At 36.2% G+C, this 15,168-nt stretch carries 14 protein-coding genes; 3 read left to right on the forward strand and 11 right to left on the reverse strand.

Annotation, left to right across the window (positions count from 1 at the left end):
* The 9 genes from QWT87_RS01190 to QWT87_RS01230 all read right to left on the reverse strand — a co-directional run.
* On the reverse strand, positions 1-478 hold a 478-nt coding region (locus tag QWT87_RS01190; RefSeq protein WP_302712854.1), incomplete at its 3' end, for a hypothetical protein.
* Positions 479-525: 47 nt separating this feature from the next.
* A complete protein-coding gene (locus QWT87_RS01195) occupies positions 526-1,887 on the reverse strand; it encodes an MATE family efflux transporter (protein WP_302712856.1) in 1,362 nt (453 codons plus the stop codon).
* A 95-nt stretch (positions 1,888-1,982) separates the two neighbouring features.
* A complete protein-coding gene (locus tag QWT87_RS01200) occupies positions 1,983-3,167 on the reverse strand; it encodes a sigma-54-dependent transcriptional regulator (protein WP_302712858.1) in 1,185 nt (394 codons plus the stop codon).
* Between the two features lie 56 nt (positions 3,168-3,223).
* On the reverse strand, positions 3,224-3,883 hold the full coding sequence (locus QWT87_RS01205; protein ID WP_302712860.1) for a YggS family pyridoxal phosphate-dependent enzyme: 660 nt from the start codon (positions 3,881-3,883) through the stop codon (positions 3,224-3,226).
* Between the two features lie 438 nt (positions 3,884-4,321).
* Complete coding sequence (locus QWT87_RS01210; protein ID WP_302712862.1) at positions 4,322-5,188, reverse strand: polysaccharide deacetylase family protein; 867 nt, start codon at positions 5,186-5,188, stop codon at positions 4,322-4,324.
* A 117-nt stretch (positions 5,189-5,305) separates the two neighbouring features.
* On the reverse strand, positions 5,306-6,034 hold the full coding sequence (locus QWT87_RS01215; RefSeq protein ID WP_302712864.1) for a DUF72 domain-containing protein: 729 nt from the start codon (positions 6,032-6,034) through the stop codon (positions 5,306-5,308).
* A 241-nt stretch (positions 6,035-6,275) separates the two neighbouring features.
* Entirely contained in the window at positions 6,276-9,119 is a 2,844-nt protein-coding gene (locus QWT87_RS01220) for a heavy metal translocating P-type ATPase (protein WP_302712866.1), read from the reverse strand.
* Between the two features lie 195 nt (positions 9,120-9,314).
* Entirely contained in the window at positions 9,315-9,875 is a 561-nt protein-coding gene (locus tag QWT87_RS01225) for a helix-turn-helix domain-containing protein (RefSeq protein WP_302712868.1), read from the reverse strand.
* A complete protein-coding gene (locus QWT87_RS01230) occupies positions 9,872-10,273 on the reverse strand; it encodes an acyl-CoA thioesterase (protein WP_076390346.1) in 402 nt (133 codons plus the stop codon). Before QWT87_RS01230 ends, QWT87_RS01225 begins: the two co-directional genes overlap by 4 nt.
* A gap of 429 nt (positions 10,274-10,702) precedes the next feature.
* Between QWT87_RS01230 and QWT87_RS01235 the strand changes: the two genes are divergently transcribed.
* The gene (locus QWT87_RS01235) at positions 10,703-11,107 is read left to right on the forward strand and encodes an RNA recognition motif domain-containing protein (RefSeq protein WP_076390345.1); all 405 of its coding nucleotides are present in this window, start codon (positions 10,703-10,705) and stop codon (positions 11,105-11,107) included.
* A 54-nt stretch (positions 11,108-11,161) separates the two neighbouring features.
* Here QWT87_RS01235 and QWT87_RS01240 read toward each other — a convergent pair whose 3' ends face one another.
* Together QWT87_RS01240 and QWT87_RS01245 are read right to left on the reverse strand one after the other, a co-directional pair.
* Complete coding sequence (locus QWT87_RS01240) at positions 11,162-11,662, reverse strand: BlaI/MecI/CopY family transcriptional regulator (RefSeq protein ID WP_302712877.1); 501 nt, start codon at positions 11,660-11,662, stop codon at positions 11,162-11,164.
* Between the two features lie 8 nt (positions 11,663-11,670).
* Positions 11,671-12,273: a phosphatase PAP2 family protein gene (locus tag QWT87_RS01245; RefSeq protein WP_302712879.1), complete on the reverse strand. Its 603-nt coding sequence runs from the start codon at positions 12,271-12,273 to the stop codon at positions 11,671-11,673.
* 127 nt (positions 12,274-12,400) lie between these two features.
* Between QWT87_RS01245 and pdhA the strand changes: the two genes are divergently transcribed.
* Positions 12,401-13,402, forward strand: coding sequence for a pyruvate dehydrogenase (acetyl-transferring) E1 component subunit alpha (gene pdhA / locus QWT87_RS01250; protein WP_076390342.1), 1,002 nt, complete (start codon positions 12,401-12,403; stop codon positions 13,400-13,402).
* Positions 13,403-13,510: 108 nt separating this feature from the next.
* Complete coding sequence (locus QWT87_RS01255; protein ID WP_302712884.1) at positions 13,511-15,130, forward strand: 2-oxo acid dehydrogenase subunit E2; 1,620 nt, start codon at positions 13,511-13,513, stop codon at positions 15,128-15,130.
* Positions 15,131-15,168: the final 38 nt, after the last annotated feature.

Consider the following 15,168-nt stretch of genomic DNA (forward strand, 5'->3'; position numbering starts at 1 on the left):
GATATTGAATATATACAATTTGGTTTCTCCACGATTTCAAAATTTTACCAATCTGAAGTAAATCTCTTTCGTTGTTTAAAATCTTGATTCCATTGTAAAGAGGATAATTATTAATTTCTAAAGAATATTTCTCAAAAATGGTATCATAATTTTTTGTTGTAGAAGTAAGATAATTTGCGAGAGCTGAAATTAAAATAATTTCTGATGAAAGGTTGTAAAACTGCTGAGGATTTTCATTCTCTTTACACAAGGAAGCAGCGCTTGAAGTAATATAAGTTTCAAAAGCCAGAATAGCCAATCTGTAAATAGTTTCACATTCATGTTTTTCATCCATTGTACCGTACCAATCAATACATAATTCAGAATTATAAAGATGTTTAATGCCATTATCTAAGCCTTCAAGAATATTTTCCAGTCTTGAAAAAGCAGGATCAAAAAATAATAAATGTCTTCTCAGGTCGCGGTTTGTCAATTCCATTTAACAAATTTAAATAAAAAAGCGATCCAAAAAAGACCGCTTTCCTATTACAGATTCTGCTTAATTCTTTTTGCAGACATATTCAAAAAACGTTTGACGAGCATTACTGCAGAAACCGTTAATCCCAGTCCTAAAGCGATCCACATTCCGAAAGCTCCCATTTTCATGGTTACACAAAGGAAATATCCTAAAGGAATTGTGATTACCCAATATGCAATAAACGTGTAAATAGAAGGAATTTTTACATCCTGCAACCCTCTCAGCATTCCTAAAGCTGTCACCTGAATTCCATCCGAAAGCTGGAATAATGCGGCAATTATCATTAATTTAGATGCTAAAGCAATCACTTCAACTTCCTCTTTTTTGGTGAAAAATGTCGGAAGAATATTTCGTCCCAAAATGAAGACAATTCCGCAGATGCACATAAAAATAAACGCAATTTTCAGATTGTTAATTCCTACCTTTCTTAATTCAACGAAATTCTGTTCGCCCAGTTTTCTCCCGATCATCACCGTTGAAGCCACACTGAAACCGATGCATAAATTAAAAGTAAAAGAAGCCATGCTTAAGGCAATCTGGTGAGAAGCAATATCGTGCGCCGAAATTAATCCGCAGATAAAAGCTGCTCCCGCAAAAGCAGTTACTTCAAAGAACATCTGTAAAGCCGTCGGAAAACCGAGTCTTATCATCTTTTCAAACATTTTCTTTGAAAAAACTTCAACTTTTAATGAAAAATCTTTGATGTACTGTTTCGTTTTATTCTCATTCGAAAGCACAAAATACAGAAAAACCACCATAAAAATTCTGGCGATTAAACTTGCAAGAGCAGAACCTTTTACCCCCATTTCAGGAAAAATCCAAAGTCCTTTAATGAAAACATAATTTAAAACAATATTAATGACATTGGCAATAATGGTCGCTTTAGTAACTCCGATGGTGTAAGAAAGCCCTTCCGAAACTTCTCTCAGTGTCTGAAAAGCCATAAACGGAACAATGCTGATTGCCATAATCGTTAAAAAATCAACCGTATCTGGAATGATCTTCTCCGGCTGTCCGGATTTGTAAAGCAGCGGCATTCCCAGAAGTAAAATCCCCATTAGCAAAATTCCCACCGTCATATTGATGACAAAGCCATGACTGAAAACAGAATTGATCGTCTTATGGTCATGTTTCGAATGCGCCTCCGAAACCAAAGGCGGAATCGCAAAAGAAAATCCCAAAGCCAATACAAACATCGAGAAAAATACAGCATTTCCCAATGAAACTGAGGCCAGAGCATCGGCTCCCAGAAGATTTCCTACAATAATATTATCAAAAAGATTCACCGAAACCTGCCCAACCTGCGTCAACATGACGGGAAGAGCCAGAGTAAGGCATTCTTTCGTATAGTTTTTATTCAAAAAGTTCATAATTATTTACAATTCATATAGTTTTTATTCAAAAAAAAATTGCAGTAACAAATGATACTGCAATTTTCATAATTTATTTTAAAGTAATCATTATATTACTTCCTTACAAAACTTGCAACGTCTTCGGCAGAAACCGTGTTTCCTCCTAAAATAATCAATCTTTCCACAACGTTTCTCAATTCTCTGATATTTCCGGTCCATGAAAGTGCTTTTAAAGCTTCAATAGCTTTATCATCGAATTTCTTTACAGCAGTACCGTGTTCATCGGCAATCATTCCGGAGAAATGCTCAACCAGTAACCTGATATCTTCTTTTCTTTCATCCAATGGCGGAACGTAGATTTCAATCACAGAAAGTCTGTGGTAAAGGTCTTCTCTGAATCTTCCCGCTTCAATTTCCTTCTGCATATTTTTGTTGGTTGCTGCAAGAACTCTTACATCCACCTTAATCTCCTTATCGCTTCCTACAGGCGAAACTTTGCTTTCCTGTAATGCTCTCAACACTTTTGCCTGAGCAATTAAGCTCATATCTCCGATTTCGTCGAGGAAAATTGTTCCACCGTTTGCCTGCTCAAACTTTCCCTGCTTATCCTTAATAGCCCCTGTAAAAGATCCCTTTACGTGACCAAATAATTCAGATTCAATCAGTTCAGAAGGAATCGCCGCACAGTTAACTTCTACCATCGGACCTCTTGCTCTGTCACTTTGATTATGAATCGCATGTGCAACCAGCTCTTTTCCGGCTCCGTTTGGTCCTGTAATTAAAACCCTTGCATCAGAAACAGCCACCTTTTCGATCATATCCTGAATTTTCTTCAAGCCTGCCGATTCGCCGATCATCTGGTATTTTTTATTTACCTTTTTCTTTAGCGTTTTATTTTCTGTCTGAAGATTTTTATTTTCTTTCTTCAGTGTTTCTTTAGCTAAAGCATTTTTTACGCTCGTAATCAGTCTGTTGATGTCGATTGGCTTAGAAATGAAATCGTAAGCACCGTCTCTAAGGCATGAAACCGCAGAATCGATGTCTGCGTGTCCTGAAATCATGATGAAGGTAGATTCCGGCTTCAGCGCTAAACTTTGCTTTAAAAGTTCAGTTCCTGAAAGTTTAGGCATTTTGATATCGGAAATCACCAGTGCGAAATCTTCTTTTTCTACCTGTTTATAGCCTTCAAGTCCGTCTTCGGCGATTACAAATTCATAGTCGGTTAGTTCGTCAGAAAGAATACTGTGGAGTACTCCTGAGATTGCTTTTTCGTCTTCTACAATAAGGATTTTTTGCATAGTTGCAAATTTAGATTTTTTTGATTGAATTATTAGCAAAAACTATACCTAATCGTTTAGTTGGAATAATCTCTTCTCCCGAAAATGGCAGATCCCACTCTTACGGAATTGGCACCACATTCAATGGCAATCGGAAAATCGTCACTCATTCCCATTGATAATGTTTCGAGGTTTTTTAATTGATTTAATTCATCAAAAAGACTTTTCAGGTTTAAAAATTCCTTTTTCACCTGATCTTTATCGTCCGTGAAAGTTGCCATTCCCATCAATCCGGTAATTTCGATATTCTGAAATTCTCCGCTGAGATACTGTTCAAACAAATCTTTGGCTTCATTAATATCCAGTCCGAATTTGCTTTCTTCCTCTGCAATTTTCACCTGAAGCAATACTTTGATGGTTCGGTTGTGCTTTGCTGCTTCTTTGTTGATCTCACGGATCAGCTTTTCGGAATCTACACTTTGGATGGTATCCACAAATTCAGCGATATATTTTACTTTATTCGTCTGAAGATGCCCAATCAGATGCCATTGAATATCTTTGGGAAGGAGCGGATATTTTTCTGCTACTTCCTGAACTTTATTTTCACCAAAAACTCTCTGTCCAAGATTATAAACTTCCTGAATCGCAGAAACAGGATGTGTTTTTGAAACCGCAACCAACTGTACATCAGAAGGAAGCTGGCTTTTAATATGATTGTAATTTTCCTGAATACTCATAATGGCAAATTTCCGAATTTTAAAGAGGAAAAGCTAATGAATATTGAAATTTTTAGACTTGAGATTCTTGTTGAGTCTAAAACAGAATGTCTGTCATTCTGACGAAGGGCGAATCTAAGTTTTATTGTTAAAGATTCTTTACTCCACTTCGTTTCGATCAGAATGACAGACATACAATATATTAAATTTCAATATTGTCCGATAAAACATATAAACAAATTTATGATCTCAATTTTTATCGCACAAATCGACAGTTCGCTCCTCTGGAGCTTTTTTTGATGGCGTCTTTTTTTCTACTAACAGTAAATCCCGATGGGATTAAATGCAGCTCCATTAGGAGCAACCTGTTCATAGAAAATAGTTATTCTTAGAATGGAAGCTCCGGAGGAGCGACCTTATAATTATGTTTCAATGTTTATCGGACAAGGATGATTAAATTTAATTCAAAACCTCATTAATTTTAGGATATTCCGAGATTTTTCTGAAAACAAAACGGTTGCTTTTCTGAAGTTTTTCAATAAAAAGATCGAGTTCATTTATGGAATCTGCATCGGTTAAATACTGGTCATGCGTAAGAAAAACCAGATGTCTTGAAGTTTTTTCAAGATCATTAAAGAAAATACTGTCCACTTTTTTCAGCATTTCTTCATGTTTTCCCTTTAATGCCATTTTATTGGTCGGTTTCCACTCAAGATCCCAACCGATTACTTTGTAACCTGCCTGTTTTAGCTTATCTGCGGCTTCGGTAGAACTTTTAAGGTCTGTTACGGTAATGTTATTCAGTCTCCAGATGTTTCTTCCGGGAGTTCTCGCGATTTTATCATACATTTTCAGGCTGTCTTTTGCGGCATTAAAATCTTCAACTACACCCGCCGGATTTTTGTAAAAATCGGTGTACTTGTTGTGCGCGTGCGTGAAACTGTGATTTGCAAGTTCTATTAAATGATCTTTTCTTAACAGTTCCAGATCTTCCTGCTGCTTTTTGCTTCCGTAAGCGTGTTTGCCTACAAGAAATGCGGTGGCGCAGATGTTTCTTTTGTGTAAAATTTTCAGGAGATTTTCGGTTCCGCGATTCGGACCGTCATCGAAAGTCAGATAAATTACTCTTTTATCTGTGGGAACATTTTCATCATCAGGTTTGGGGACAATTTTTGCGACGGGATGGTCTTTCGGAATCAGTTTTTCAGATTCTTTCTTGTCTTTTTTTTGATTACAGCTGTTGAATAAGATTGAAGTTGCACTCACCAATGCAAGCATCCCAAGAAAAGTCTTGTTTCTAGACTTTTCCGCAAAAGTTTTTGTCATAAAATTTAATGGAATTTTGTTGTTAAAAATTGTTAATTTTTCCAAATTATTCTTAACAAAAATTACGCCAAATTTCACTTGATTTTGACTTTTTAATCTTATTTTAATAAAATATTTTTACTCCAGAATTTTCTTTAAATACAGCGAATTTTTAATGGCGGCATTTCCCCATGTATTATTGAAAAAGATAAATGATTTATGTTGTGAATTTTTAATCTTTTCAGCTAATTTTTCAAGAAATTCATTGCTGTATTCAGATTTGTAAAGCACAGGTTTTCCGTGAAGCCGATAATATAAAACTTCAGAATCGTTGATAATGACATCTTCCGGTAGATTTCCGGGAAAACTGACACCGGAAAAAATGACCTTATTTTCCTTCAAGCTTCTAAACGCTTCTTCATTCCACCACGATTCGTGACGGAATTCAATGACATTCAGATAATTGAAATTAAGATTATTAAGGATTAAATCAATATTTTCCTGAGTATTTTTAAAAGAGGGAGGAAACTGATACAGAAATCCGGACAGTTTTTCCTTCAGATGAGATTCGATATGATGACAGAATTCCACTATTTCTTCTTTACAGTCTTTCAGTCTTTTTTCATGAGAAATGATTTTCGGAATTTTAATGAAAAACTTAAAATCATCGGGCGTTTCGTCATACCATTTCAACAAAGTTTTTGCGGTCGGTTTTCTGTAAAATGTAGAATTGATTTCCACACAGTTAAATTCCGCTGAATACAACGTAAGAAAATCTTTACTTTTCGCGTCTTCAGGATACAATGAACCCTTCCAATCGTTATTGTAGAATCCCGAACAGCCAATGTATAGATCTTCTTTTTTCATATTGTTACTTTTTGCTTTCGCAGATTTAGGAGATAATTGTACTGTTATTATTTACGTTTATTAATAAGCCTGTTTTAAACAAATTCAGAATTAACCGCAAAAGTTGCAAAAGACATTTATACAAGCGATTATCAGAATTTTTAAAGTTCTCAAAAGAATAAAAATCAAAGATTTTTAAAAGCTATTGTGATCTTTTTTGTTGATAATCAGTGATTTTAGTCTCCAAATCTGCGAGAAAAATTTACTCAATATCCAGATCCACCGAATTCAGTCGCAAAGAGTTTAAAATGACAGAAAGAGAACTAAAACTCATCGCCGCTGCCGCAATCATCGGAGATAACAAAATTCCAAAAAACGGATACAATAATCCTGCCGCAACGGGAACTCCCAAAATATTGTATATAAAAGCAAAAAACAGATTTTCCTTAATATTTTTCAGTAGTTTTTCACTTAACAGTCTGGCTTTTGCAACGCCTAAAATATCACCTTTCAGCAAAGTAATTTCTGCACTTTCGATGGCAACATCGGTTCCTGTTCCCATTGCGATTCCGATATTTGCCTGAGCTAAAGCGGGAGAGTCGTTGATTCCGTCGCCAGTCATCGCTACAATTTTCCCTTGTTTCTGCAGTCTTTTTACTTCATTTAATTTATCTTCAGGAAGACAGTTTGCTTTAAAATGTCTGATTCCCAATTCCTCTGCAACGGCTTTTGCAGTGTATTCGTTGTCCCCAGTCATCATGATAATGTCAATTCCCTCACTCAATAACTGCTGAACCGCTTTTTTAGAACTTTCTTTAATTTTATCGGTAAAACTGATAAATCCTAAAACTTCGTTTTCCTGAGCGACATAAGAAATGGTATGTGCTTTCGCCTGGATTTCTTCTGCATTTTGTTTTATATTTTGAGGAATAAAAATCTGATGTGAGGTTAAAAGACCTTCGTTTCCAAGGAAAATTGTTTTTCCATTGATGTTTCCTTTGATTCCTTTTCCGGAAATATTTTCGAAATTTTCTACTTTTTCAGGAGTTATACTTTCAGCTTTTGCCTTTTTAATCACTGCATTTGAAAGCGGATGTTCCGAATTCTGATTTAATGAATAGGCTAATTTTAAAATGAATTTTTCGTCTTTATCAACTGTTTCAATATGTTCTAAGGATGGTTTCCCTTCGGTTAAAGTTCCTGTTTTATCGGTAATCAGCACATTTACCCTATTCATCTGTTCAAGGGCTTCAGCATTTTTAATTAAAATTCCGTTTTTTGCGCCTTTACCTATTCCAACCATCAAAGACATTGGTGTTGCCAAACCTAAAGCGCAAGGACAGGCTACAATTAAAACAGCAACCGTATTGACGAATGCAAACAGCGTTTTCTGACCTTCCGGACCGAAAATCTGCCACAGAATAAAGGTTAAAACGGCTATTAAAATGACAGCAGGAACAAATATTTTAGAAACTTTATCTGTAAGTTTCTGAATCGGGGCTTTGCTTCGGCTCGCTTCGTTCACCATTTTAATAATTTGGGAAAGCAGGGTTTCATTGCCTACTTTTTCCGCTCTCATGATAAAAACATGATTTCCGTTGATGGTTCCGGAAGAAACTTTATCATTAACGTTTTTCTCAATGGGAATTGGCTCTCCGGTAATCATACTTTCATCAACTACAGAACTTCCTTCCGTTATTTTTCCGTCCACCGGAATTTTCTCCCCCGGTTTCACTTTTAATAAATCGCCGATTTTAATCTGTGAAAGCAGTACTTTTTTCTCTTCTCCGTTAACGATAAGATTGGCTTCATCAGGAGACAAGTTCATCAGTTCACGGATGGCATTTCCTGTTTTTTTGTGCGCCGCAGCTTCCATTAGCTGTCCCAAAATAACCAGCGTTAAAATAACACAGACCGCTTCGAAATATAATGGAGTTTCATGATGGCTGCCACGAATTTCATGCGGAATTATATCAGGGAAAATCAAAGCGACAATACTGAAAATAAATGCGGCTGCAACTCCCAGAACAATCAGGCTGAACATATTTAAGTTCCCTGTTTTGAAAGAAACAAATCCTCTTTTCATTAAAAACCATCCTGAATACAAGACAACAGGAAGCGTTAAAATCAATTCAAAAATTCCCTGAATTTGATGGGAAAAAGGAAAATTAAACAGCATTCCGCCCATCGAAAGAATGAAAACGGGAACGGTAAAAGCCAGTGAAATGATGAATTTCTTTTTTAAGATGTTGTAGGTTTCATCTTCTTCCTCGTTTTTGTCGGGCATTCTTACGAGGTCCATTCCGCAGATCGGGCAGTCTCCCGGTTTGTCACGAATGATTTCAGGATGCATCGGACAGGTATATTTTGCCACTTTTTTCTCAGGATATTTTACGAGATCCATTCCGCAAACGGGACATCCGACATTGCTGTCGTAGACTTTATCGCCTTCGCAATACATCGGACAATAGTATTTTCCAGCCATTTCATCGGTTACTTTCGGTGCTTCGTGATGATGATGGGTGTGATAGTGAGAATGTTGATGCGAATTTGAAGTGGAATTTTTAACTAAATCTTCTGTAATTTCTTCCAGATGCATATTACAGACAGGGCAGTCTCCCTTTTCAGGATAAATTTTATCGCTTTCGCAGAACATCGGACAGTAGTATTTTCCGATGTTGTCTTTGAAATTTTCAGGTAGATTTGTTTGGGAATAAGCAGGTTTAAAATTCGGATCTTTAGCGTGTTTTTCCTCAATTGGAACCAGATACATATTGCAAGTCGGACATCTTTTTCCTTGCTGAAAATAAACTTTTTCTCCTTCACATTCCATTGGGCAATAGTAAACCGAAGACGGAGAAACTCTGTCCTGTGGTTTAATGAAGGTTTTTTCAGGATTGTCCGGATCTTCCAGTTTGTAGTTGCCGATTTCTTCGAGTGCTTTATTTAAAGTATGCAGCTCAAATTCATTGTCGGAGATAATGATTGCTGTATTGTTTTCGAGATTTATATCAGCTTTTATGTTTTCTAAACTGTTCAGTTTCTCAGAAATTTTTTTCTGACATCCGGAACAGGTCATTCCGAGAATTTTATATTGCTTTTCCATGATCCTTCTGATTTATGGTACAAATTTCTAAAAAGCAATCGGAAGCCTGTTATAATTTTAAGGATAATGTTTACAGAATTCTGTCTTATGAGTGGGAGGGGTTTTGTGTTTGAGGGTATTAGAGTTTTAGTGTAGAAGTGAAAATCCAAACGATTTTAAATCCAAAAAAACTCTCCAATTCTCCAACCCTCCAACTTAAATCTGGTCCAGCGGTTTTCTGTTGTGAATTTTCAGTTTTTTAAATTCAGTAGGAGTGAAGCCGGTGCTGTTTCGGAACTGGGAAGATAAATGCTGAACACTTTTATAGCCGAGTTTTCCCGCGATTTCTGTTAAAGTAAATTCATTATATAAAAGAAGTTCTTTTACTTTTTCAATTTTTTGAAGAATGAAAAACTGTTCAAGCGTGATGTTTTCGTTCTGAGAGAAGGTTTTTGAAAGAGAACTGTACTCTTTATGCAGTCTCTGGGTTAAAAATTCAGACAAAAGAAAACTTTCAGCGATATCCAGTTCGCTGATTTTTACAATAATTAAATTTTTAATTTTCTCAATCAACTGATGGGCAGAATCTTTTATTCTTTCAAAGCCTGTTTTTAGGAGAAGATTTTCCAGTTTTTCCATATCATGAACTGAAACATCCTGCTGAGTCTCCACTTCTCCGAGAGTGATTGATGTTAAAGGAATACCTGCTTCAGCAAATATAGCTTCCACAGCAGAAATGCATCTGCCGCAGACCATATTTTTTATGAAAATTTTCATAAGGAGCTTTGGTTGTTCAGTCTGTCTTTCACAAATTCCACTTTCGTTTTTCCGTGAGGAGCAGGATTTCCGTTTTCGTCGAGATTTACCATAACGATTCTGTCGACGGTGATGATGGTTTGATGGGTCATTTTGTTTCGCACTTCACATCTTAAAGTAAGAGAAGTTGAGCCGAACGCCGAAACTTCGATCCCGATTTCAATGATATCGCCCTGTTTTGCGGAGCTTACGAAATTGATTTCTGAGATAAATTTGGTGACTACTTTTTTGTTTTCAAGCTGAATAACTGCATACAACGCAGCTTCTTCATCGATCCACTGCAACAGTCTTCCTCCGAAAAGAGACTGATTGGGGTTAAGGTCTTCCGGTTTTACCCATTTTCTTGTGTGATAGTTCATATCTGAAATTTTACTGCACAAATTTAGCTTTTATAACCGGCTTTGTCAAAAGATTTAGATTCAGTAATCCGAAAAGAAATATTTATATTCTCAATTATTTCTTTTAGAGCGTATGGTTTTTACTTTTGAGATTTATGTTTGGGATTTAAATTTATCCAAAGTAGGAGGTCACGGTGTTCCGTTATTTTGTAGATGTCACTCTTTTTAATGATTATTCATAAATATTTCATGATAAATTAATACTTTTTAACGAAATAATATTTTGATTGAAAAATTTATTAAAATAATTTTAAAAAAAGCTTTGATATGAAATTAATAATCGTATCTTGCACCTGTATTATATCTGGAATCAATATTTGTTCATTCTTTATGTTGTTTTTCTTTTATAAACCAAATCATTTTTAACTTATTTTAATTTTATTAATCAAGATGAACATTTTTGTTTCAAACATCAACTACGCAACTAAAGATTATGAGTTGCAGGATTTATTTTCAGAATTTGGAGAAGTTTCTTCTGTAAAAATCATTACAGATAAAGAAACTGGTCGTTCTAGAGGTTTCGGATTTGTCGAAATGGAGGACGCAGAAGGACAACAGGCTATTGAAGCTCTTAATCAGAAAGAATTCAACGGAAAAGAACTTAACGTTTCGGAAGCTAAACCAAGAGAAGAAAAGCCAAGAAGAACTTTCAGCAACAATGGTGGAGGTAACAGAGGTGGCGGTTACGGAGGTAACAACAGAGGTGGCGGTGGCTACGGTGGCGGTAACAGAAGCGGTGGCGGTGGCTACGGTGGAGGAGATCGCGGCGGAAACGGCGGTGGAAAACGTTGGTAAAAAATATAAGCGGTTCTTTTGGAACCGCTTTTTTTATGATCTTTTTTAAAGGAATTATTCTTTTTCCTTCTTTTTTTTCTTTTTCTTGTCTTTGTCTTTTTCCTTATCCTTATCCTTATCCTTGTTTTTCTTTTTCTCCTTTTTAGGATTCAGAATTTCATTGGCATACTCAAATTCTTCTTTTACTTTCAGAGGCTTTATCTCTATTGCAGGATTAAGTTCCTTCAGATCTTCCTGAGAAATTAATTTTTCCTGAAGCAGAAGATTTAAAATTTCCTTACCCGAATTGTCAAAAAAATGCTGTGAAAATTCTTTTAATAAAAATTTCCGGTATTCTTCCAAAGGTACAATCACGGAGTATTTAAATATCCTTCCTTCCTTTTCCGTAGAAAGATATCCTTTTTCAACCAGTATTTTAAGGTATGTGGAAACGGTATTCTGATGGGGTTTGGGTTCAGGATGCTGTTCCATAATATCCTTTAAATAAAATGATTCCAGCTTCCAGAACAGCTTCATTAAATTTTCTTCCGCAGATGTAAGATGATTGATTTTCATATAAATTCTTAATGTTGAAACTGAATATTGCAATAAAGGTAAAGAAAAGATACTATAAAAGCAATTCCGGCTCCCATGAACACTTCTTTTGGGGTATGTCGTTTTAGAATAATTCTTGTAATTCCTACGAGTATCGCAATGCCTAACCAGATGATTCCCATTATGGTATTCAGCGTAAAAAATAAAGCAGCTACAAATATATTAAATGCAGTATGCATCGAACTTTTGATGAAATAATTGCTGATCTGCAATGCAAAAAGCAATATCAGAATAAAGAGCATTACAAAATCGATCTGTCCGTTTCTGAAATAATTAAAGCCGATATACGATATCACAGAAGCTGCAATAAAAATATATAACGTTTTTCGCTGTACTCTGTTGGATACATCCATGTTGGTATATCTTCCTGTTTTTACATTCCAAACCAGCCAGATGATGACAGGAGCAATTACTATTATTAATATAGGAAGAAATGAGGTAATGGCTTCTTTCAGAGAGTATTTCAGAAAACTCATGTAAACGAAAAATATAAACAGAGAGAGCAGAGGATTGAAAAAATCTGATATAATTCTTGATATTTTATGCAATAATGAAGGCTGTTTTTCTTCCATATTAAGGTTTAATGATGTAAATATAATACTATAACCAAAAAAACAATAGGTAGGTATACAATAAAAATGAAGTTTTTTTTATAATTTTGCTCAACTATTTCATAATAAATAAGCAAGAGCTCAACACATGAAAGAATTTTCTAAAGAGGTATACCTGAAGTGGTATGAAGATATGACAATGTGGAGAAGGTTTGAAGACAAATGCCGTTCTCTTTATCTAAAACAAAAAATCAGAGGTTTTTTACATTTGTATAACGGTCAGGAAGCGATCCCTGCAGGTTTTACGCATGCAATGGATTTAACTAAAGATAGTATGATCACTGCTTACAGATGCCATATCCATCCAATGGCGATGGGAGTGGATCCTAAAAGAATCATGGCGGAACTTTGTGGTAAAGCTACAGGTACTTCCGGAGGAATGGGCGGATCTATGCACATTTTCAGCAAAGAGCACAGATTTTACGGTGGTCACGGTATTGTAGGGGGTCAGATTCCTTTGGGAGCAGGTATTGCTTTTGCAGACAAATACTTCGACAGAAAAGCGGTGAATATCTGTTTCTTCGGAGATGGAGCGGCTAGACAGGGTTCATTACATGAAACGTTTAACATGGCGATGAACTGGAAGCTTCCGGTAATTTTCGTTGTAGAAAATAATCAGTATGCGATGGGAACTTCTGTTAAAAGAACAGCAAACCACGAAGATATCTATAAATTAGGTTTAGGATACGAAATGCCTTGTCTTGCAGTAGACGCAATGGATCCTGAAAAAGTAGCTGAAGCGGCTTATGAAGCGATTGAAAGAGCAAGAAGAGGAGACGGACCTACTTTCATTGAAGCAAGAACATACCGTTACAGAGGACACTCTATGTCTGATGCAGAACCATACAGATCTAAAGATGAAGTTGCGCTTCACAAAAATGATGATCCTATCGAGCTTATCAAACAAAGAATTTTGGCTAACAGCTGGGCAACAGAAGAGGAATTGGAAGCGATGGATAACAAATCCAGAGATTTCGTGGAAGAGTGCATAGAATTCATGGAAAACTCTCCTTATCCGGATGCAGAGAAGATCTACGAGTATGTATATGCTCAGGAAGACTATCCGTTCTTAGACAAATTAGAAAACTAAAAGATAATAAATCGGTTTGAAAGTTTGAAAATTTGAAAATGATTTATTATCATATCTTTTTTAATTTTCAAATTCATAAAATCCCAAATTTTCAAATTATAAAAAATTATGGCAGAAGTAATTACAATGCCGCGTCTTTCCGATACAATGACGGAAGGGAAAGTGGCAAAATGGCATAAAAAAGTAGGTGATAAAGTAAAGGAAGGCGATATCTTAGCTGAAATTGAAACAGATAAGGCGGTTCAGGATTTTGAATCTGAAATGGAAGGAACTCTTTTATATGTAGGAGTAGAAGAAGGTAATGCAGCAGCGGTAGATTCTGTTCTTGCAATTATCGGTAATGAAGGAGAAGATATTTCAGGACTTACTGGCGGTGCAGCAGCTCCGGCTCAAGGTGGTTCCGAAGAGAAAAAAACAGAAGAAGAATCTAAAACCGAAAACACTTCTTCCAGTGTGGAACAGACTTCTGCGGAAGTTCCTGCAGGGGTGGAGGTAATTACCATGCCAAGACTTTCGGATACAATGACGGAAGGTAAGGTAGCAAAATGGCACAAAAACGTTGGAGATACCGTAAAAGAAGGTGATCTTCTTGCTGAAATCGAAACAGATAAAGCTGTTCAGGATTTCGAATCTGAATTCAATGGAGTGTTGTTGAAACAAGGTGTTGAAGAAGGAGGAGCTGCTCCGGTAGATTCGGTTTTGGCAATTATAGGACCAGAAGGAACAGATGTTTCAGGAGTTGGCGCTCCGAAAGCGGCTGCTTCATCATCAGAAAAACCTGCTGAACAAAAAATAGAAGCTAAAGCAGAAGAAAAAGCGGCACCGGCTGCAGATCATTCATCTACAGACAGAGTTGCAATTTCTCCTTTAGCGAAGAAAATGGCTCAGGATAAAGGCGTAGACATCAACAGTATTCAGGGTTCCGGAGAAAACGGAAGAATCGTTAAAAAAGATATTGAAAATTATCAGCCTTCTGCGGCTAAAACAGCGGCTTCAGCTCCATCTGCAAGTCCTGCGGCGGCTCAGGTTGCACTAAGTTTCGTACAGGGTGAAGATACAGAAACTCCGAACTCACAGGTAAGAAACGTAATTGCAAAACGTCTTTCTGAAAGTAAATTCTCTGCGCCTCACTATTATCTGATGGTGGAAATCAACATGGATAAAGCGATCGAGGCAAGAAAAGAGATCAATTCTTTACTGGATACCAAAATTTCTTTCAATGATATGATTATTAAGGCGACTGCTGTTGCTTTAAGAAAACATCCACAGGTAAATTCAAGCTGGGCAGGAGATAAGATTATTCACAGAGGAAACATCAATATTGGGGTAGCAGTTGCAATTCCGGACGGATTGGTAGTTCCTGTTCTTAAGAATACAGATCAGATGAATTATACGCAGATTTCTGCTGCTGTGAAAGATATGGCTTCAAGAGCGAAAAACAAAGGTCTTAAAGCTAATGAAATGGAAGGTTCTACCTTCTCTATCTCAAACTTAGGGATGTTCGGAATCGAAACATTTACAAGCATCATCAATCAGCCAAATGCTGCGATTCTTTCAGTAGGAGCCATCATCGAGAAACCTGTTGTGAAAAACGGACAAATCGTGGTTGGAAATATCATGAAGCTTTCATTAGCTTGTGATCACAGAGTAGTAGACGGTGCTACAGGAGCACAGTTCTTACAGACTTTAAAAACTTATCTAGAAAGTCCTTTAACATTGTTACTGTAATTTTCTGTTTAGATATACAATTTAAAAAGGTTTACCGG

The sequence above is a fragment of the Chryseobacterium urinae genome (genome assembly GCF_030518295.1).
Classification (GTDB): Bacteria; Bacteroidota; Bacteroidia; order Flavobacteriales; family Weeksellaceae; genus Chryseobacterium; species Chryseobacterium mucoviscidosis.